12 protein-coding genes and 1 pseudogene are annotated in these 20,240 nt (G+C 73.1%); 6 read left to right on the forward strand and 7 right to left on the reverse strand.

Annotated features, from left to right (window positions below; translation table 11 throughout):
- Nucleotides 1-41: 41 nt before the first annotated feature.
- Nucleotides 42-3,038 (forward strand): S8 family serine peptidase, encoded by a 2,997-nt coding sequence (locus AC3EUJ_RS17545; RefSeq protein ID WP_431962273.1) that lies wholly within the window; start codon nt 42-44, stop codon nt 3,036-3,038.
- A gap of 86 nt (nt 3,039-3,124) precedes the next feature.
- Here the strand turns inward: AC3EUJ_RS17545 and AC3EUJ_RS17550 are convergent, their stop codons facing one another.
- The 4 genes from AC3EUJ_RS17550 to AC3EUJ_RS17565 form a co-directional block, all read right to left on the reverse strand.
- Nucleotides 3,125-3,922, reverse strand: coding sequence for a hypothetical protein (locus AC3EUJ_RS17550; protein ID WP_431962275.1), 798 nt, complete (start codon nt 3,920-3,922; stop codon nt 3,125-3,127).
- 197 nt (nt 3,923-4,119) lie between these two features.
- Entirely contained in the window at nt 4,120-7,854 is a 3,735-nt protein-coding gene (locus AC3EUJ_RS17555; protein WP_431962277.1) for a S8 family serine peptidase, read from the reverse strand.
- A gap of 115 nt (nt 7,855-7,969) precedes the next feature.
- Nucleotides 7,970-8,383 carry a hypothetical protein gene (locus tag AC3EUJ_RS17560; protein WP_431962279.1) on the reverse strand — a complete coding sequence of 138 codons (414 nt, stop codon included), beginning with the start codon at nt 8,381-8,383 and terminating at the stop codon, nt 7,970-7,972.
- Between the two features lie 50 nt (nt 8,384-8,433).
- A complete protein-coding gene (locus AC3EUJ_RS17565) occupies nt 8,434-9,084 on the reverse strand; it encodes a TetR/AcrR family transcriptional regulator (protein ID WP_431962281.1) in 651 nt (216 codons plus the stop codon).
- A gap of 104 nt (nt 9,085-9,188) precedes the next feature.
- Here AC3EUJ_RS17565 and AC3EUJ_RS17570 point away from each other — a divergent pair, with 104 nt between their 5' ends.
- Nucleotides 9,189-9,746, forward strand: a complete 558-nt coding sequence (locus tag AC3EUJ_RS17570; RefSeq protein WP_431962283.1) for an NAD(P)H-dependent oxidoreductase — start codon at nt 9,189-9,191, stop codon at nt 9,744-9,746.
- Between the two features lie 106 nt (nt 9,747-9,852).
- Nucleotides 9,853-10,332 carry a hypothetical protein gene (locus tag AC3EUJ_RS17575; protein ID WP_431962285.1) on the forward strand — a complete coding sequence of 160 codons (480 nt, stop codon included), beginning with the start codon at nt 9,853-9,855 and terminating at the stop codon, nt 10,330-10,332.
- A gap of 49 nt (nt 10,333-10,381) precedes the next feature.
- Here AC3EUJ_RS17575 and AC3EUJ_RS17580 read toward each other — a convergent pair whose 3' ends face one another.
- The 3 genes from AC3EUJ_RS17580 to AC3EUJ_RS17590 form a co-directional block, all read right to left on the reverse strand.
- Nucleotides 10,382-14,107, reverse strand: a complete 3,726-nt coding sequence (locus tag AC3EUJ_RS17580; RefSeq protein ID WP_431962287.1) for a S8 family serine peptidase — start codon at nt 14,105-14,107, stop codon at nt 10,382-10,384.
- Nucleotides 14,108-14,476: 369 nt separating this feature from the next.
- Nucleotides 14,477-14,854 carry a VOC family protein gene (locus AC3EUJ_RS17585; RefSeq protein WP_431962289.1) on the reverse strand — a complete coding sequence of 126 codons (378 nt, stop codon included), beginning with the start codon at nt 14,852-14,854 and terminating at the stop codon, nt 14,477-14,479.
- Between the two features lie 128 nt (nt 14,855-14,982).
- Nucleotides 14,983-18,006: a glycosyl hydrolase gene (locus tag AC3EUJ_RS17590; protein WP_431962291.1), complete on the reverse strand. Its 3,024-nt coding sequence runs from the start codon at nt 18,004-18,006 to the stop codon at nt 14,983-14,985.
- 342 nt (nt 18,007-18,348) lie between these two features.
- Here AC3EUJ_RS17590 and AC3EUJ_RS17595 point away from each other — a divergent pair, with 342 nt between their 5' ends.
- From AC3EUJ_RS17595 to AC3EUJ_RS17605, 3 genes and pseudogenes are all read left to right on the forward strand, one after another.
- Nucleotides 18,349-18,945, forward strand: coding sequence for an MBL fold metallo-hydrolase (locus tag AC3EUJ_RS17595; protein WP_431962293.1), 597 nt, complete (start codon nt 18,349-18,351; stop codon nt 18,943-18,945).
- A 94-nt stretch (nt 18,946-19,039) separates the two neighbouring features.
- Nucleotides 19,040-19,406 (forward strand): annotated as a pseudogene (locus AC3EUJ_RS17600) (GNAT family N-acetyltransferase).
- Between the two features lie 105 nt (nt 19,407-19,511).
- The gene (locus AC3EUJ_RS17605; protein WP_431962295.1) at nt 19,512-19,889 is read left to right on the forward strand and encodes a cupin domain-containing protein; all 378 of its coding nucleotides are present in this window, start codon (nt 19,512-19,514) and stop codon (nt 19,887-19,889) included.
- Nucleotides 19,890-20,240 lie beyond the last annotated feature (351 nt).

Below are 20,240 nucleotides of genomic sequence, written 5' to 3' on the forward strand. Positions count from 1 at the left end.
CGCTGTGATGTCCCTGGCCTCTTCCCTTTGGAGGACCGAACGTGACCTCGAAGTCACGCATCAGACCGGCCGCCCTGGTGGCGGTCACCGCAGTCGCGCTGGCCCTGCCGGCCGCGGTTCCCGCCCAGGCGGCTCCCGCCGCGGGCCCGACGCCCGTCCCCGTGGCGGGCCACCTCGCCGCGGGCCGCTACATCGTCACCCTCGCCGACCGGCCGATCGCCGCCTACCGGGGCGGAGTCGACGGCATACCCGGCACAGCCCCCGCGCCGGGCGCCAAAATCGACCTGACCGACGCGGACGCCGTGCGCTACCGCGCGCACCTCACCGGCGAACAGCGCTCCATGGCCGCCTCGGTGGGCGCGCGCATCAAGCGCCAGTACGCGGTCGTCACCAACGGCTTCACCGCAGACCTGTCCGCCGCGCAGGTGGCCGCGCTCTCGGAGGCCCCCGGGGTGCTGTCGGTGACGCCCGACACCCTCAACAAGGTCTCCGACGACCGGAACTCCCAGGACTTCCTCGGCCTCTCCGGACGCCACGGACTGTGGGCCGCCCTCGGCGGCACCGAGAAGGCAGGCCGCGGTGTCGTGATCGGCGACATCGACACCGGCATCTGGCCGGAGAGCCACTCCTTCGCGGCCACCCCGCTGGGCACGGCGCGGCCCACCGCGAAGGAGCCGTACCGTCCCTACCGCCAGGGTGACAAGGTTGTCATGCGTAAGGCGGACGGCGGCACCTTCACCGGAAGCTGCCAGGCAGGCGAGGAGTTCACCGCCGGGGCCTGCAACAGCAAGCTCGTCAGCGCCCGTTGGTTCGGCGACGCCTGGCTGGCCCGTGTGCCGCCGGAGCGCCGCGCGGACTACGTCTCCGCGCGGGACGGCGAGGGCCACGGCACGCACACCGCGTCCACCGCCGCCGGGAACAGCGGCGTCGACGTCACCGTCGACGGGCGGCGGTTCGGCGGGATATCCGGCGTCGCGCCGGCCGCCGCGATCGCCGTCTACAAGGCGTTCTGGACCGGCAAGGCGGCGGGCGACAGCGGCGGCATGACCTCCGACATCGTCGCGGCCGTCGACCAGGCGGTCGCCGACGGCGTCGACGTCATCAACTACTCCGCCGGGTCGATCGTCGAGACCGCCCCGGACTCCCCGGTCCAGGCCGCCTTCCGCACCGCCGCGGCCGCGGGCGTCTTCGTCGCCACCGCGGCCGGCAACTCCGGCCCCGAGGTCTCCTCCGCCGACAACGTCGCCCCGTGGACGACCACGGTGGCCGCGAGCACCCTGGCGCCCTACGAGGCCACCGCGCGCCTCGGTAACGGCGACACCTACGTCGGCGGAAGCACCACCGTGGACGCCCCGCTCGGCCCGAAGCCCCTCGTACTGGCAGAGAAGGTGAAGAACTCCGGCGCCTCCACGACCGACGCCGCGCTGTGCCAGGACGGCACCCTCGACCCGGCGAAGGTCGTCGGCGCGATCGTCGTCTGCGACCGGGGCGTCAACCCCCGCGTCGACAAGTCCCACGAGGTCCAGCGCGCCGGCGGCGTCGGCATGATCCTGGTCAACGTCAGCGACCTCGACACCGACGGCGACCTGCACGCGGTGCCCACGGTGCACCTCAACACCCCCGGCGCCACCGACGTCCGGGCGTACGCCGCCACCTCCGGAGCGGAGGCGAGCCTGCTCCCGGGCGGTACGACCGGCCAGCCGTACCCGCAGATCGCGCCGTTCTCCTCGCGTGGGCCGTCGACGACGAACCACGGCGACCTCCTCAAGCCCGACATCGCCGCCCCGGGCGTCGGCATCCTCGCGGCCGTGGCACCGGCCTCCAACTTCGGCCACGACTACGACTTCATGACCGGCACCTCGATGGCGACCCCGCACATCGCCGGTCTCGCCGCGCTCTACCTGGCCGAGCACCCCAGGTGGTCGCCGATGGCCGTGAAGTCCGCGATGATGACGACCGCCGCCGACACGAAGACGGCGACCGGTGCCAGGAACACCGACCTGTTCGCCCAGGGAGCCGGTGAGGTGCGGCCGGCCGGCATGTTCGAACCGGGTCTGGTCTACGACTCGACCGAGAAGGACTGGCTGGCCTACCTGGAGGGCCTCGGCGTCGACACCGGCAGCGGTGTGAAGGCCGTCGACCCCAGCGACCTCAACTACCCGTCGATCGCCATCGGCCGGATGGTCGGCTCGCAGACCGTGACCCGTACCGTCACCGCCGTGACGCCCGGCACCTACCGGGCCTCGCTCTCGGTGCCCGGGGTGAAGACCACCGTCCACCCGTCCGTACTGCACTTCAGCAGGGCCGGCCAGAAGGCCACCTTCACCGTCTCCTTCGAGCTGACGACCGGGCGGTCCGGCGAGACCGTCACCGGTGACCTCACCTGGCGGCACGGCCGCACCGGTGTGCGCAGCCCGGTCGTCCTCACACCGTGGAGCCTGATCGCCCCGGACCGGGTGTCCGGCCCCGCCGGCAGCGGCAGCGTCTCCTTCGAGGTGACGCCGGGTACCACGTCGCTCGCCGTCACCCCGCGCGGCCCGGTCGCGGGCACCCCGGTCCACAACTCGGTGTCCCCGGACAAGCCCGAGCAGGACTTCACGTTCACGGTGCCGGAGGGAACGCAGGCCGGGCAGTTCTTCGTGACGCCCGACAACCCCGAGGCCCGGCTGAGCCTGCTGCTCGCGTACGATCCGGGCGACGGCCAGTCGCCGTACATCGTCGGGGACCTCGCCCTCGACCAGACGCGGCCCGTCGTGAGCCTGCCGAGCATGAAGGCCGGCAAGTACCTGGCCATCGTCGTGACGCTGGGCAGCCAGCCGGAGCTGACGGACTTCCCGTTCTCCTTCCAGGCCAACCTGATCGGCCCGGACAGCGCACCCACGCAGGGCACGTTCACGGTGACGCCGCAGCACCCCGCCACGAAGCCCGGCGTCCCGCTGACGCTGACCGCCTCGTGGAGCGGCGTCCCGTCAGACCGTCCGGCCACCGGTTACGTCGGCTACCCCAACGCGGCGGGCACCCTCGTCACCATCGGCTGACGCGGCACCGCGCCACGGTGCCGGCCCCCTCATGACGAGGGGGCCGGCACCGGTCCGTTCCGGGCGGCGCTTCGAGGGCGGCCGGGTCAGGGACGTACGGCCCCCGGCCCCGGGGCCCCGCCCGGCAGGTCCTCAGGCTTGCGGGCCGGCCGCCCGCCGGCCGGGGCGTCGTCGCCGGGTTCACCGCGGAGCGCCGCCACGGCGAACGCCACCGCCGAGACCAGCAGGAGCAGCGCCAGCGGCCCCCAGACCGCCGGGATCGACCACATCGGCCAGTCGTTGGCCGCCTGCACCCAGAGCGTCACGATGGCCGCGACGCCCATGGCCACGCCGTGCCACCGCACCGCGCGCGCCGCGCTCGCGTGACGGGAACCCGACGCGAACAGCGACCACAGCGCCCCCACGAGCCCCACCAGACCGAACGAGAGGCCGGCGAGCGCGCCGCCGAGGCGGTCCTCGGGCCACTCCAGGGGCCCGTCGCTGGTCTCCTGCCACGTTCCCGCGGCGTCCCGTATCTCGACGACCCGCCCCCGCCAGACCAGGCCCACGATTTTGTCGTCCGGCTCCAACTGCGACAGTACGGGACCGGTCTGGCGGAAAGTCACATGCCACGGCTTACCGGACGGCAACACCAGTTCCGCCTCGGCCGATTGGGCCCGTTCACCGCTGTGCGTGTCCACCGACCGCACCGTGAACCGCTGCTCCCATCGGCACTCCGACGCCTTGACGGGTACCGAGACGCACGGCGGCGCGGCGCGGAACGCCCGCTCCCGTTCCAGCGCCCCGCGTGTCTGGAAGACCATCGCCACCCCGACGGCCAGCGCCGCCACGGCGATCAGTAGCCATATCCCCGCCGGTGACCTCTTCTGCTCCCCCGGACCCACTGTGTCTCCTCACCGCGGGTGACCCCCGCTCGCTCATCCGATCACGCCGTGCCGAGGGCCGCCCAGGGCCGGTTCCGGCAGCGGACGACCCGTCCGGCCTGCCGGGTCGAGGCAGGCGACGAGGGGAGCGTATGGGGAACGGCACCGCGGCCGGCCCCCGTACGGGGGGACCGGCCGCGGTGTGTGCGGGCCCCGGATCAGGCGAGGCCGGTCGCCCGGATCACCGTCTGCGTCACCGTGTTGCCCCGCTTGTCCGAGGCACGCACCCGCAGCGACAGGAACTCGGCCCGCCGCGGCGCGTCCAGACGGACCCGGGCGCCGCCGTCGTCCGCGCCGCGCAGCGCGAGCCTGTGCCACGTGCGGCCGTCGTCGTACGAGACCTCCACCGCGTCGGTGCGGACCCGCCCGGTCGACGTGTCCGGCAACGGGGAGGCACTCACCGTGAGTTCGGCGTCGCGTCGCGCGGCGCCGGCCGCGTCGGTGCGGATCCCGTAGTCGAGCTGCAGCAGCGGCAGCACCCGCGGGTCGTCCGTGCCGGCCGTCGCGGAGGAGAAGCCCCACTCGGTGCGGGTCGCCGTGGAGTACGGGTACCCCTCCGTCCGCTCGGTGGACGTCACCAGGCGGTACCGGCCCGAGGCCGCCGGGACGTCCCCGCCCAGCCAGCCGCCCTCGGTGCGGGTGACCAGCTCGTCGCCCCGGTAGAGCTCGTTCACCTGGGTGGTGGTGCCCGGGCCGACCACTCCCGCGTGGTCGCGGCCGCCGTCGCCCCAGGCCGGGATGATCACGTCGAGGACGTCACCGCTGCGCTGGGGCAGCCACTGGCTCTCGTTCATCCGCGGGTGCTCGACGGGACCGAACCACTGGACGTCGGTGGTGCGTCCCGCCGGATAGCCGACCAGCCCGGAGAACTGGATCGAGCGGATGCCGTTGGCGGCCTCCTCCATCCAGGTCGCCTCGCCCGCCGGGGTGACCCAGTCGGTGCGCTCGGCGCCGGCCGTCGACAGCCGCGTGCCGCCGACCTTCACCCCGAGGTACGGCTGGATGTCGTAGCGGAACTCGTCCACCTCGGTGCCGGGTTCGTTGCGGAACCCGACGTCGACCCGGGCCAGCCGGTGCTCGGCCGGCGCGTAACGCTGGCTCCGTGGGATCGTGCCGTGCCAGGTGTGCACCAGGTCGTACAGGTAGTCGGTCTCGGCGTGGCCGACGACCCGCATCGGCACCGAGCCGTCACTGCTGTCCTGGATGCGGCCGATCAGGGTCTCGCCCTCGGTGCGGGAGATGCCCGCGATGACCAGGTCGGTGCGGCGCACCGGCTCGCGCAGCCGGCCGTCCAGGTCGTTCACCATGACCAGCAGGGCGACGCCCGCCTTTTTGGCGGCGCTGACCTGGTCGTCGCTCCCCGTGTAGCGGACCACGGCCACCTTGTCCTCGGCGTCGGCGGCCGCGTACTCGGCCGCGGTGCCCTTGCCGGCGAAGACCGCGGGCAGCGTCCTGGTTCCCTCGGCCGGGCGGCCGGAACCGGGCTGCAGCCACAGGTCGTCGAAGGCCTGGTCGCCGGAGGAGAGCGCCAGCAGCGGCTGCTGCATGCGCCAGCGCACCGTGTACGCCAGGTCGCCGCCGGAGGCCTTCGGCATGGGCAGCGCCCACACGCTGTCGAAGCCGTCGCCGACGGTCGCGGTGTCCGTGATCGCCGGAGCGCCGTCCTTGAAGGACTGGGTGAAGTCCATGCGGATGTCGCTGTCCGTGGACGTCTTCGGCGTGACGACCTCGGTCCTGCGCAACTTCGTGCCGTCCAGGGTCGTGTCGGTGTCGGTGTTCCCGACCACGACGCCGGTCCTGGCCAGCAGCGCCCGCCCGTAGGAGGACTCGCCGTGGACGCCGCGCACGGCGCCCCAGGTCCAGACGGTGTACGTGCCCGGAGGGACGACGGTGTCCAGCACGCCGTCGAGGTCGGTGTACAGGGCCTGCGCGTACTCGTCGCCCTTGCGCTGGTACATCACCAGGCCGACCAGCGGGTCACCGGCGCGGTCGGTGACGTGGACGCGCAGGTGGTGGTACTCGTCGCGGGTGCTGACCGCGAGCAGGGTGCGGGTGACGGCCTTGCCGTCGACGACGCCCTCGACGTGCCCGGTGAAGCGGGATCCCGCCGGGGCCCGGTCGAGCGTGGTGGTCACGGTGGTGGAGGCGGTGCCGTGTGCGGGGACGGTCACCTGATCGTCCGTCACGGTGAACAGGCCCTCGGGTGCCCCCGCCGCGTCCACCCGCGGCGTCACGGTGACGGCGGTGTCAGCGGAGTTGGCCCACTCCACGGTACGGGTCACGGTCCCGCCGGACGCGCCGCCCGGGGGGTGGATGCCGGCGTCGGCCTTGGCGGTGGCCACGAGCGTGCCGCTGGTGGCGGCGACCGCGTCCACGCGTCCGTTGCCGCCCGAGTCCGCGGGGATGTCCGGCGTCGCGACGGAGGTGGAGACCAGGGCGTCCTTGATCCGGGCGCCGTTCCAGTCCGGGTGCTCGGCCGCCACCAGGGCGGCGACGCCCGCGACGTGCGGGGTGGCCATCGAGGTGCCGCTGAGGGTGGCGTACGAGCCGCTGCCGAAGGGCGCCCACTGCGAGCGAGCCGCCAGGATGCCGACGCCGGGGGCGGTGATCTCCGGCTTCATCGCGTCGTCGCGGAAGCGGGGGCCGCGGCTGGAGAAGTCGGCGATGGCGTCGGAGGAGTCGACGGCGCCGACGGTCAGCGCGGCGTCCGCGGCGCCGGGCGCGGCCACGGTGCCCTCGTACGGGCCGGAGTTGCCTGCGGCGATGGTGAACAACGCGCCCGTCTCGGCACTGAGTTCGTTGACCGCCCGGCTCATCGGGTCGGTGCCGTCGGTGGGCTGGTCGCTGCCGAGGCTCATGCTGATCACGCGTGCCTTGGCGTCGCGGGCGGCCCACTCCATGCCGGCGATGATCCAGGAGTCGGATCCACTGCCCGCGTTGCTGAGGACCTTGCCCACGTGCAGCCGCACGCCGGGGGCGACGCCCTTCTCCTTGCCGCCGGACGCGGCGCCGTTGCCGGCGATGGTGGACGCCACATGGGTGCCGTGGCCGTGGTGGTCGTCGACGTCCTCGCCGGGTACGAAGCTGCGGGAGTCGGTGACGACACCGCCGAGGTCGGGGTGCCCGGGGTCGTAGCCGGTGTCGAGGACGGCGACGTCCACGTCCTGGCCGGTGTTGCCGCCCTTCCACACCTCGGGGGCGCCGATCTGCGCGACGCTGTCCGCGAGGTCGGCCTCGACCTTGCCGTCGAGCCACACCTTGCGTATGCCGCCGGTCAGGGCCAGGCCGCCCGCCCTGGCGTTCGCGGCCGCCTGCGGGGCGGCCCGGCCGGTCAGGTCGGCCCAGAACTCCGGCGCCTGGTCGTGGTCCTGGGTGGTGGCGGTGCTGTCGATGCTGGTCAGTGCCCGTGCGCCGGTGGCCCCTTCGGGAAGGGACGGCGCCGCGAGCTTCCGCCGGGCCTCGGAGGAGTACGTCAGGATGACGGGCAGGCCCTTGGACCGCGCGTCGTCGTAACCGTCGGCGATCAGCCGCGTGACGTTGAAGAGGTCGGTGTCGAGCAGTCCGGCCGCCACGTACCGCTCGGCGGCGGACGGGTAGACGTAGGTGTCGCCGTGCTGCGTGGTGATGCGGGCGTCCGCGCGGTGGCCGCGGGGGCCCTCCACGGTGACGGAGGCGCGGCCGTCGCCGCCCGGGGTGACGGTGACCCGGTCGCCGGTGATGAGGGTGACGGTTCGCGAGGTGGAGGCCGAGTGGGCACCGCCGGTCACGACCACGCCCTCCGACGAGGAGGCGGTGGCGTGGTCACTGGCAGACGCCGGTGGGATCGCCATCAGCATTGCCGCGACACCCGCGACGATCGGCAGGCCAGTTCGGCCCGGGAAGAGCGGTCTCACAGGGGATCCTTCACGTTAGATCCATCCAATGTCCGCCGCATGCTAGCGAGTTAAACGATTCAACAGATGGGGAAACGGGAGACGGACAACGGCGTCTTTACGCCCGCTGTCGGGATCACGACAGAAGGAGGACCCCGGCCGTCAGCGCCGCGTACGGCACGGGGACGAACGCCGCCGCCACGAGCCACGGCCGGGCGCTCCGGCCCCGGGAGAGCGGCAGCAGCACGTCGACGACGAGCACGACGGCCAGGACGAGGGCACCGGTCAGGAACAGCAGGAACACGACCGGGCCCGCGTGGTCGAGCGTGCCGTAGTCGCAGTCGCCGGAGAAGCCCGGCGCGTACGAGTCCGCCACGCTCCGGCAGTCCATCGGCAGGTACACCGTGAGCAGCCACCGTGCGCAGTACAGGGGGAGCGCCGCCGGCACCCCGATGGCGAGGTTCGCCCACACCTGGGGGCGCGGCCACAGCGGCCGCTTCCCGGGCGTCCCCGGCGTGCCGGTCACCACGTCGCCGACGTGCCGTGTCATCTCTTCCCCCTCGCCCCTGCAGCCCGCTGTCCCCTCGGCCCCACGGCCCGCTATCGCGGTGTGCCGAGGCGGTCGACCAGATCGCACCAGCCGGCGTCCAGCCGCTCGACTGGCATACCGCGGACCGTGAGCAGGTATTGGGCGAGCGCGGTGTCGAGGTAGGCCTGCAGGGTGTATCCGGTCAGTTCGAGGTCTCCGGGCGCGCCCGCCTGCCGGAGCAACAGCGTCAGATGTGTGAGTCGGAGCTGGAAGGACGGGTTGAAGCGGCGGCTCTCCTCGCGGCGTGCGGCCATGTAGAGGTCGCGGTGGGCGTGCTCGTGGCGTATCACGGCGGGGCCGAAGGCGCGCAGCCGCTCCAGGGGCGGGGCGTCCGGTCCGAGGGGTGGCGGGCCGGTGAGGAAGGCCGCCTGGAGCTGCTGCTCGATGTGGTCGAGCAGGGAGAGCATCAATCCCGTGCGGTCGCCGAAGCGCCGGAAGACCGTCCCCTTGCCGACCCCGGCCGCGACGGCGACGGCGTCCATGGTCACGTTCGCGGCTCCGCGTTCAGCGGCGAGTTCGGCCGCCACCTCCAGCAGGCGCTTGCGGTTCCGCGCCGCGTCGGCCCGCAGCGGTGGGGGTTCGTTCGCCGCCGTGAGTGTGAGGTGCGCGCAGCCGGCGGAGGCGACGCTCACGGGGAGGGCGGTGCTGGGCGGCTCGGTCATGGACACAGCGTAGCGGCGGGAATGAAAGTGGACCCCGGTCCGTTTTGCTGGTACAAAATAATCGGACCACGGTCCGCTTCAATGTCCTCACAGGGAGATCGCCCATGACCGTCCGCATCCTCGCCCTCGTCGGCAGCCTCCGCGCCGGTTCGCACAACCGTCAGCTCGCCGAGGCGGCCGTGAAGCACGCCCCTGAGGGCGTCGACATCACGCTCTACGAGGGGCTCGCGGAAATCCCCTTCTACAACGAGGACATCGACGTCGAGGGCGCGGTGCCCGAAGCCGCCGCCCGGCTGCGGGCCGCTGCCGCCGCGACCGACGCGTTCCTCTTCTTCTCGCCCGAGTACAACGGCACCATCCCGGCCGTCCTCAAGAACGCCATCGACTGGCTGTCCCGCCCCCGCGGCGCCGCGGCCCTGACCGGCAAGCCGGTCGCCGTGGTCGGCACCGCGTACGGTCAGTACGGCGGCGTGTGGGCGCAGGACGAGGCCCGCAAGGCGGCCGGCATCGCCGGCGCCTCGGTCCTCACGGACGTCAAGCTCTCCATCCCGAGCTCGGTGATCCGTTTCGCCGAGACCCACCCGGCCGACGACTCCGAGGTCGTCGCCGGCCTGACCAAGGTCATCCAGGAGCTCTCCCAGGCCGGCACCGAGGCCGCCTGAGTCCCCTCTCACGCCGGGACCCCGCGGGCCGTCGCCCGCGGGGTCCCGGCGTCTTCCGCATCACCGCCGTGACACGAACGCGACGGTGTGTGACAGGCTTGTGGGCATGATCGACCAGGACGGCGGACTCCGCCGCGGACGCGCACTCGCTGACGGGCTGAGCCCCGCGGACGCGGCGTGTGTCCACCGGGAGGCACTACGCGTCCTGCGGCCGGACCTCGACAGCGCGCACGTCGACGCGTACTGCGACCGTCGCACCTGGCCGGCCGAGGCGCTGTCCTCGTACGGCGGCGCGCTCACCCTGGCCCGGGAGGCGGTGGCAGCCGGCACGCGCTCCCGGCGCGCCGATCCCGGGATGGGGATCGACATCGACGTCCGTGACGACGCGCAGTTCGGGCTGCTGCTCGATCTGGTCCCATACACGATCCACGCCGAGGGCCGACGCGCGGGACGGACGGTCTTCACGGCCGACGACTCGGGGGCCGCCCTGTGGATCGCCGTGACGCGAGCACAGGAGGCGGAACTCCTGAAGCGGCTGGCGGCGCGCGGGATCGCGGCCACCGCGCTCAGCGCCCGGGGGCGCTGAGCGCGGTGCGGGCGGGCCGCCCGCACCGGTGGGGAACCGGTGTCCCGCGTCAGCGGAGGCCGAAGGCCCGGATCACGGTCTGGGTGACCGCGTTGCCCGCCGAGTCGTGCGCACGCGCACGCAGCGAGACGAACCGCGCCTGCTTCGGGGCGGACAGCCTGAAGCGGCCGTCGTGCCCGCAGGCGGTCTTCCGCCAGGTGCGTCCGTCGTCGTAGGACACCTCCAGGGAGACGGCCGACAGGGTGCCCGCGCCGACGGCGCCCGGCAGGTGGGCGGCCGTGACGGACAGCGCGTCGCCGCGAGCGGCCCTGCCCTCCCCGTCCGTGGCGATGCCGTAGTCGATCTGCGGCAGCGGAAGCACCGCCGGCTCGTCGCCCGACGGCGCCTCGGAGGTGAACGCCCACTCGGTGTGCGTGGTGGAGGAGTAGGGGCTCACCGAGGCGTCACGGCTCGCGTCCAGCACCAGGCGGTAGGGCAGCCGGCCGGTGGCTGGGGCGGTGCCACCCATGCTGGTGTTGGTCGTGCTCTGCCCCAGGCGTGTGTCGCCCTGGTAGAGCGTGAGCGTCTGCCGGGTGCGCTCGTAGTCCATCGACATGCCGACGTGGTCCGCGCCACCCCAGGCGGGTATGTCGAAGGCCAGCCAACTTCCGCTGCGCGTCGGCAGCTTGTAGTTGTCGTTGAGGTACGGCCGCTCGACGGGCTTGAACCACTCCTGGGTGTGCCGGCTGCCCGGCCGGTACGTGGCGCGCGGCTCGATCTCGTACAGCAGGCCGTCGACGTACGCCTCCTGGCCCCAGGAGTACCCGGGCCCGGTGGAGACCCAGTCGACCCGCCGGGAGTTCACCGGCTCCCGCATCGTCAGGCCGATGCCCCAGTTGGAGTACACGGGCCAGTCGAAGCGGAACTCGCCGCCGCCCTTGGCCGGATCGGGGCTGTCGAAGGAGACGTCCACCCGGGCCAGGTTCTTCGTGCCGCCCTCGACGACCAGGTCGCCGGGGATCTCGTTGTGCCACGTCCACATGAGGTCGTAGACGTACGGGCTGACCGGCTGCGAGCCGGCCTTCAGCACGGCGCCCCGTGCCGACGCGCGGCGCATGAGCCGCTCGCCCTCGTCGGTGCTCAGCAGCGCGACGTCGATCCGGGCGGGCGTGAAGGGGTCGTCGGTGTAGCTGCGCAGCTGACGTCCCGGCTGGTCGTTCACGACGAGCAGAAGCCTGGCGCCCGCCGCGGCCGCCGCGGCGGCCTGTTCGGCGTCGCCCACGGCCGCGTTGCGGCGCACGACCACGGCCTTGCCGCGCGCGTCCAGCCCGGCGTAGTCCGCGCCCGCGCCGTCACCGGCCGCCACCAGCGGGAACGAGTACGTGCCCTGGGGGAGTGCGGTGACGTCCTCCTGTCGCAGGACGTCCGTGAACTCGTCGCCGCCGGTCGTCACGGACAGCGCGGGCTGCTCCTTGCGCCAGCGGGCGCCGAGGTGGAAGTCGCCATGGGTGACCTTGTGCGTGGTGGGCTGCGCCCAGAGGCTGTCGTAGCTGGTCTGGGTCTCCATGTAGTCGCGCCAGCGGCCGCCGCCCATCGCCCGGTTGTACTCCAGGCGCTGGTAGGTCGCCTCGGTCGGCTGCGGTGTCGTCATCTCGACCCGCGTGACCTTCGTCGCGTCCAGCGTCACCGTCCGGTCGCGGTCCATGACGACCTCGGGGTCGCCGAGGAGCGCCATGCCCATCGAGTGCGGGCCGTGCACGCCGCGTACGTCCTTGAAGGACAGCACCGAGTAGACGTCGTCCGGGAGCCAGGCCTCCAGCCGACCGGTCGCGTCGGCGATGTAGAACTCCGGCTCGAAGTTCCCGGAGCGCAGCACCTGGACGACCCCGGACATCGGCTTGCCGTCGCCGTCCTTGAGGACCATCGTCAGCTTGTGGGCGCCGTCGCCCAGCGACACCGCCGTGTGGGTGACCGTCCTGCCCTCCGGGTCGGCCGCGACGACCTGGCCGGACCAGCGGCCGTTGCCCGTCGCCTTCGAGCCGTCGATGCCGACGGTGACCTCTGCGGTGCCGTGCGCCGGCACGACGACCCGGGACGCGGACAGCGAGAACAGGCCCGCCGGGGCGTTGGGGGCCTCGACGGAAAGGGCGAGCGTCACCGGGGCACTCCCGGTGTTGGTGTACGTGACCGGGCGCCGGACCGCGGCCGCGCCGCCGCCCGCCTCCGCCTGGCCGGTGAACGCGGTCGCCGAGGCGAACACGTCGGCACCGAGCGCCGACGGGACGTCCACCCGGCCGCTGCCCGCCTGGAACGCGTCGTACTGCGGGGTCTGCTTCGAGCTGCTCACCAGCAGGTCCTTCAGCTGGGAGCCGGTCAGCCCCGGACGCGCGGACGCGAGCAGCGCGGCCGCGCCCGCGACGTGCGGGGTGGCCATCGAGGTGCCGCTGAGCGTCTGGTAGCTGCCCTCGCCCTCCGGCGCGTACTGCGAGCGGGCCGCCAGGACGTCCACGCCGGGGGCGGTGATCTCCGGCTTGAGGCCGCCGTCGCCGACCCGCGGACCCTGGCTGGAGAACCAGGCGACGTCGTCCGAGGAGTCGACGGCGCCCACGGTCAGGGCGGAGTCGGCCGCGCCCGGTCCGCCGATGCTTCCCGGAGTGCCCGCGTTGCCCGCGGCGATCACGAACAGCGCGCCGGTCTGCGCGCTCAGGCGGTCGACGGCCGCGCTGAGGGGGTCCGTGCCGTCGGACGGCGTGCCGGAGCCCAGGCTCATGCTCACGATGTCCGCGTCCTGGTCCACCGCGGCCCACTCCATGCCGGCCAGCACCCAGGAGTCCTGACCGGAGCCGGTGTCGGCCAGCACCTTGCCGACGTGCAGGTCCGCGCCGGGGGCGACGCCCTTCTCCTTGCCGTCCGAGGCGGCCCCGGTGCCGGCGATGGTGGACGCGACGTGGGTGCCGTGCCCGTTGCGGTCCGTCACGTCCTCGTCCGGGACGAAGCTCCGCGAGGCCGCGATCCGGCCCGACAGGTCGGGGTGCCCGGCGTCGACGCCGGTGTCGAGGACGGCGACGTCGACGCCCTTGCCGGTGTCGCCGGCCGACCACGCCCGCGGGGCGCCGATCTGGGCGGTGGTGTCGGCGAGATCGGCCTCGACCTTGCCGTCGAGCCAGATGCGGGCGATGCCGGAGCCGAAGGTGGGGGCCTCGCCGGACGTGACCTTGGTGGCTCGCGATCCGGCTCCGGAGGTGACGGACCGCCAGAAGTCGGCGGACCGGTCCTTGTCCTCGGTGAGGGCGGCACCCTGGACGCTGCTGAGGTCCCTGACCCGGGTGGCGCCCCGGGGCGTCGTGGAGCGCCGTCCGGCGGTGGTGTCGTAGGAGACGATCAGCGGCAAGTGGTCGCGGTGCGCGTCGTCGTAGCCGTCCGCGACGAGCTTGCTGATGTCGAACAGGCGCCGGTCCAGCGTGCCCGCCGCCACGTAGGGGAGGGCGGATTCGGGGTAGACGTACAGGTCGCCTCGTGACTCCATGATGTGCGCGCGGGCCTTGGAGCCGTCGGCGCCGCGCACCTCGACGGTGCCCCCTGCGGCACCGGACTGACGGGTGATAACGCTGTCACCCGTGATGAGGGTGACCGTGTGGACACCCGGCGGCACGTCGCTCCGCGCCGCCTGGGTGTCGGATCCGGTGCTCTCGGGCGCAGCGGCGTGGGCGGCTGTGACGGCGGCGGGTTGCGCCACCGACAGGAGGGCGGCGCCGGCGGCGGCGAACACGCCCCAGCGTCTGGGTGATGGTCTCAAGGGATTCCCTGGCTGTTCCGTGGGGCCGGGACCGGCCCGGCAAAGGTTCGGACTGCCCCGGTGGGGGCGGTCGCATCCTGGCCCCAAACCGCCGGACGTGGTCAGGGCGTGCGGGGTGATCTTCCCCACGTCCGCTTCGCGCCCGAACGGTTTGGAGCCGTCAAGCCCGCTCTCACGTGGAGAAGTTGAACGCCGGAACGACGGCGCGGCACACTCCACCCCCGTCGAGACGAGCACCGTACGGCCCTGCTCCAGGCGCACCACGTGGTCCACGTTCACGTTCGCCGGCTGCGCCGGCAGGGTCACCGGCCAGGAGTCCAGCCACGCGCACCGCCGGGCCCGGTTCCCGCCGGAGGAAGGCGGGCCGCCTCAGCCCGCGCGCTCCGCCGCGCCGCGCTCGACGCAGAACTCGTTGCCCTCCGGGTCGGCGAGCACGACCCAGCCGGTGCCGTCCGGGCGGCGCCGGTCGTCGACCTGGGTCGCGCCGAGCAGCAGGAGCCGCTCGACCTCCTCGTCCCGGGTGCGGTCCTGCGGCTGTACGTCCACGTGCACGCGGTTCTTGACGGTCTTGGGGTCCGGAACGGTCACGAAGAGGAGCCCCGGGCCGCCGTCGACCTCGATCAGGGCCTCCTCGTCACCGGGCTTGTCGTCCTCGTGCAGGGGGCGGTCCAGGACGAGGGACCAGAAGCTCGCCAGACGGTGGGCGTCGGCGCAGTCGATCGTGATGTGGCGCATCGCGGAAGTCATGCGGCCGGATTCTCGTGCACGGCGAAGGACCGGGGCAACGTGATTGGCTCTGGGGTGCGGGAGAACCAGGTGGCCGGGGTCCCCGCCGGTCGTACGTCGGCCGGCGGGGACCCCGGAGGCGGGGGCCGTCAGTCCCGGCCCACCACGGCTTGGCCGTACGGGATCAGCCGCACCGGCCCGACGAGCCCGGTGCGCTGCGAGGCGGCACCGCCGTACACCGACGGGTCGCTGACGCGCAGCCGGTTGATCAGCGGCGTGGCCACCTCCACCTCGATCGTGTTGGTGCCGGGGCGCAGCAGCCCGCCGAGGTCCGCCACGGGGTTGATGTGGCTGGTGACCGGAGCCGGGCGCCCGTTGACGCTGACCCGGAAGGTGTCGGTGACCTCGCCGAGGTCGAGCAGGGCGCCGAGGCCGCCGCTCCAGGGCCCGCCGAGTTCGACGGTGGCGCGGTACCGGCCGATGCCCGCGGCGTCCGTGAGGTCCGGGATGGCGTTCCACGGCGCCAGTGCGTCGAGGGCGATCCGGTGCCGCACGACGGTGGTGCGGTCGGGGTCCGCGCCGGGACGCCAGTCCTCGGCGTCCAGGGTCCAGGAGGTGAGCTCGCGCGGCGCGGGCACCTCCTCGACCACGGTGCCAACCGAACCCCCGCGTGATAGCGCGGTGGTGTAGGTGCCGGCCGCGCGGGCGCGCAGGACGAGCCTCCCGTCGTCGAAGCGCACGTCGTCCGCGTCCGTGGTGACCGCGTGCGTGCGGCCGGGCTCGCCGTGGAAGCGTCCCGGCGGCGCGAAGGCCACGACCATCGACTCGGACGGCTGCAGCGCCACCCGGAAGGTGCACAGGTCGCCGTCCTGCGCGTACAGCGCCAGCGGCCGGGCCTCGCCCGTCCACGGGTCCAGCAGGTGGGGTACCGCGTCCGAGCGGGTGCGGCGCACCGTGACGGCGTGGTCGATCGCGGCGACGGGGGGCTTCACGGTCTCGGCGTGCTTGCCGTTGACGAGGTAGAACCAGTCGACGCCCTCCTCGAAGCGGTGCATCGTCAGCAGCGTCGAGGGGACGGCGTAGCTCACGTCGGGCGCCAGACCGAGGTCCGCGAGGGCCTGGCCCACCGCCGTCTTCTCGGTGACCTGCCGGACCCGCGGCTGCGCGAGCAGTTCGGCGACGAGGGAGCGGAGCTGCTGCAGGGCGGAGTCGTCCGCCACGCCGGGCGTCGTGACCGTCGTCCAGTCGCCGAGCAGGACGACCGGCAGCCCGGCCCGCGTCAGGCGCAGCAGGTGGCGCGCGTCCGCGAGGGTGAGGGTGACCGCGGAGCCGGAGAAGAAGTCCCCTTCGACGAACAGCGCGCGGTAGGCCGGGCCGTCGGGGGCCAGGCGCCCGTCGCGGACCTTCGCCGACGGCAGGTCCAGCAGGGGACCGCTGACGAACTGGTGGGTCCAGCCGAGCGGAACGCCCGTCGAGGTGAACCAGGAGGCGCCGATCCCCGTCGCGGTGTACCCGGTCTGCCGGAAGACGGCGACGTCGATGCGCGAGGTGCCGCGCTGCATGGCGTGGTGCACCCGGGACAGGTAGCCCGACACATCGCCGACGTGCCGCCAGGTCGGGTGCCGCGGACCCCAGGACTCGCCGTAGCCGACGGTGCCGTTGTACGGGGTGAAGGCCGCGAAGCCGGGCCACTTCACCCCGGGCAGCGTGGCGTAGGAGAAGCCGTGCACGACGGTCTGGTTGACGCCGGCCGCGTACGCGCCGCCCATGGTGCGCAGGAACTTCTCCCATGTGGTGCTGTACGCGGAGCCTGTGTAGGCGCCTGCCTCGCAGGAGAGCACCGTGTGGCCCGCCATGTCCCGGCCGCCGGCCAGGCAGCGGTAGTCGTCCAGGTTCTTGAAGCCCAGCGACTCGCCCTCGGGGATGTCCAGCAGCGCGGCCGACTCGATGGCGTCGGTCTGCAGGCCGTACGGCTGGGCGCGCATCCCCAGGCCCAGCGCGTGCGCCCAGTCGCGCAGCGCTGTGAGGTGGTGGGTGTTGTACAGGTCGCTGACGGTGTCCCAGAAGTCGTGCCGTATCTGCCGCGTCGCGACGGCGTCGTAGGCGTAGACCTGGTTGCCACCGCTCATCGCGACCACGGGCAGGACGGGCAGCAGCGGGTAGCCGTTGCGCTTCTCGAAGGCGGCGGGCAGACCCGGGGTCCAGGGCAGCGCCTTGGTCTCGATCTCCAGGGAGTCCTCGAACAGGACGCCGCCGGCGGACTCGAGGAGCTTGCGGATCTCCTGGGTGAGCAGGCTCCGCTCCCAGAAGTCCGTGACGGCCGCGGTGCCGGCCGCGCTGAAGTGGTCCACGACGTAGGCGGTGGGCGAGGTGTGCGGGCCGCCCTCGGGGGTCTGCCCCGTGCCGCGCTGCCAGAAGGCGGTCAGCACCCAGTCGCCGTCGGCGGGGGCGGTCCAGTCCACGGCGCCGTCGGCGACACGCGCGGTGAGGTCCCGGGCGCTCGCGCGGTCCAGGCCGGTCTCCTTGCGGGTGGCGTTCTCGGGGGCGACCCGGGTGGCCAGCAGGCCCAGCAGCCGCTGCCGCGTGACCCCGGAGGCGGCGGCCGCGGCCGGCGGCGGCACGGGGCCCGAGTAGTCCGCTCCGGCCGCCACTGTGACGGCGCCGAGCGCGAGTTCCTGTACGGCGGCCTCGCTGTCGGGGGTGATCCCGGGGACGGCCGCGGGCCAGCTGGGGCCGATGGTGAGGTCGATGGTGACGCCCCGCCGGCGGGCCTGGTCCAGGGCCGCCTGGACGCCGGCCACCCAGGCGGGGCTGCCCCAGCCGTGGTGCTCGGTGTCCAGGACTGAGGCGTCCTTCACGCTGTGGTGGACGGCCGCGATCTCGGCACCGCCGAACCCGGCGTCGGCGATCTGGTCGACCTCGCGTCTGATCTCGTCGGGGTCCACCAGCCCGTCCGGCCACCACCAGCGGAACTTGGGCCGCACCGCGCTCCCCGGCTCGGCGAACGCGCGTGCCGCCTCGCCCTCGCCCGCCGCCCCGGTCCCGGTCCGCGCCTCGGCGGCAGCGGGCAGTGCGGGGGCCAGGGCCGCCGCTGTGCCCGCGACGGCGGTGGCGATGAGGAGGCTGCGGCGGGAAACCCCGCCGCCCTCGGGGCGGTTGCTGTGGTCGTGCATGGTTCCGTAGCTCCCCGGAGTGAGTGGTGGAGGTGCCTTTCATCCCGGGGTGATCAGTGCCGGGATGCAACGCGCTGCTTATTGAACCGTTTCAATCTTTTGCGGAGGCTACAGCGAGGTCCCTGGCGGGGGCAAGGTCCCAGCGGGTACGAACCTCGACGGGCGTGGTGGGGTGCGGCATCCGCGACGTCGGGGAGCGGGGCGCCGGCGGTCCGCGCCAGGGGTTCGCGGTGGGCGCGGCCCATGAGATGAGAACGTTTCAGGGAAATGTCTCGCCGATCGCGTCACCCGGCTCGGCTCGGCTCGGCTCGGCTCGGGCGGGCTCGCGTTACGGTCGGGGTCATGCGGATCACGAAGTACACCCACGCCTGCGTGCGCGTCGAGCACGAGGGGCGCGTGCTCGTCATCGACCCCGGGACGTGGAGCGAGCCGGCCGCGCTGGCGGGGGCGGACGCCGTACTGGTCACGCACGAGCACAGCGACCACGTCGACGTCCTTCGCCTGGCCGGGCTCGGCGTCCCGGTTTACGCCCCAGCGGGGGCGGACATCCCGCGGCTGGAGTCGGCCCGGGTCGGCGCCGGCACGGAGTTCACCGCCGCCGGCTTCCGTGTGCGTGCGGTGGGCGGCCGCCACGCGCCCGTCCACGCCGGCCGGCCCGACTGCGTGAACCTCGGTTACGTTGTCGACGACACCCTCTACCACCCCGGTGACGCGCTGCACGTGCCCGCCCAGCCGGTCGAGACGCTCATGGTGCCGCTCCAGGCGTCCTGGCTGAAGACGACCGAGGCGATCGACTTCGTCAACGCCGTCGCACCGCGACGGACGTTCGGGATCCACGACGGCCAGATCAACGAGCGGGGCCTCGGCAGCGTCAACGGCTGGCTCGCGGAACAGACCGACCACGGCTACCGGTATCTGCGGCCCGGCGAATCGCTCTGAGCGCGCCGCATGTGCCCAGCCGTAGATGTCCCACCAGTGAACGCCGTTCGTCGGGAAGCGGTACCGCGAAGGCCGGTCGCACTACGATCGCGCGATGGCTGACGACACCTTCCTCGCCCACGGTCCCCGGGTGGCCATCCGGCGGATCACCGTCCGGGACCACGAAGAGATCGGCGCGCTCGCCCGGGCGAGCGCCGCACTGCACGGGCCCTGGGTGCCCAGGTGGGAGCACACCCCGGAGACCTTCTCCGTCTACGTCGAGCGCTTCGACCACCCGACGCACGAGGGTTTCGTGCTCTGCCTACGCCTTCGGCGACCTCGGCCTGCACAGGCTGGAGGCCAACATCCAGCCCGCGAACGTCGCGTCGATCAGGCTGGTGGAGCGCCTGGGCTTCGAGCGCGAGGGGTACTCCCCGCGTTTCCAGTACCTCGACGGCGCCTGGCGAGGCCACGAACGATGAGCCGTCACGGCGGAGATGGTGGCCGGCGAACCCCGCGAGACGGAGTGAGGCACCCGCCTGGCCGGGCGATCGGGGCGGCGCAGCCGCGGTGTTAGCGTCCCGGTCATGGACGACAGCGTTTACGTGGGCAACGCCGGTGAGGACGCGCCGCTCGACCGGGGGTGGCTGCTGGGGCACTTCAAGGAGGCGGCAGACCCCCGGCACAGTGACGCCGTGGAGATCAAGTGGGGCGTCCACCCGGCGGGGGACGAGCGCGGGGAGTGGGTGCGCGGCGAGGAGCGGACCGCGCTGCAGATCCTCATCAGCGGGCGGTTCCGGGTCGAGTTCCGGGGGCGGTCGGTGGTGCTGGCCCGTCAGGGGGACTACGTCGTGTGGGGCAAGGGCGTGGACCACTCGTGGGTGGCGGAGGAGGACTCGACGGTGCTGACCGTCCGCTGGCCGTCCGTGCCGGGGTACGCGGTCCCGGCCGCCGAGGACGTTTAGCGACCCCATCGTCCCCCGAGGAGCGTTGGCTCGAAATTATCGACGCAGTGGTCGAGTTGAGCCGCTCCTCGCCGAACGCATGGGCCTCGGCCTCTTTTGATCAGGGAAAAGAGCCTCAGATCCCCATCATCCGGACGGCTTGATGTGTCCGCTGCCGTGGCTGGATCTTTTCGTTCGGCATCGTCAACTCTCTGTTGCCGCACGGTAAATCCGCACGTGGTCGGCAAAGCGTGGTACCGCTCCCACGGGAGGGAGGTGACCGACTTTCGGACAATGATCTCCGCAGTGGTGACATGGGGCGAACATGCTGAAACGATCCACGGCGTCGCGCGAGCATCACTCGCACGTCAC

The sequence above is a fragment of the Actinacidiphila sp. bgisy160 genome, from assembly GCF_057707815.1.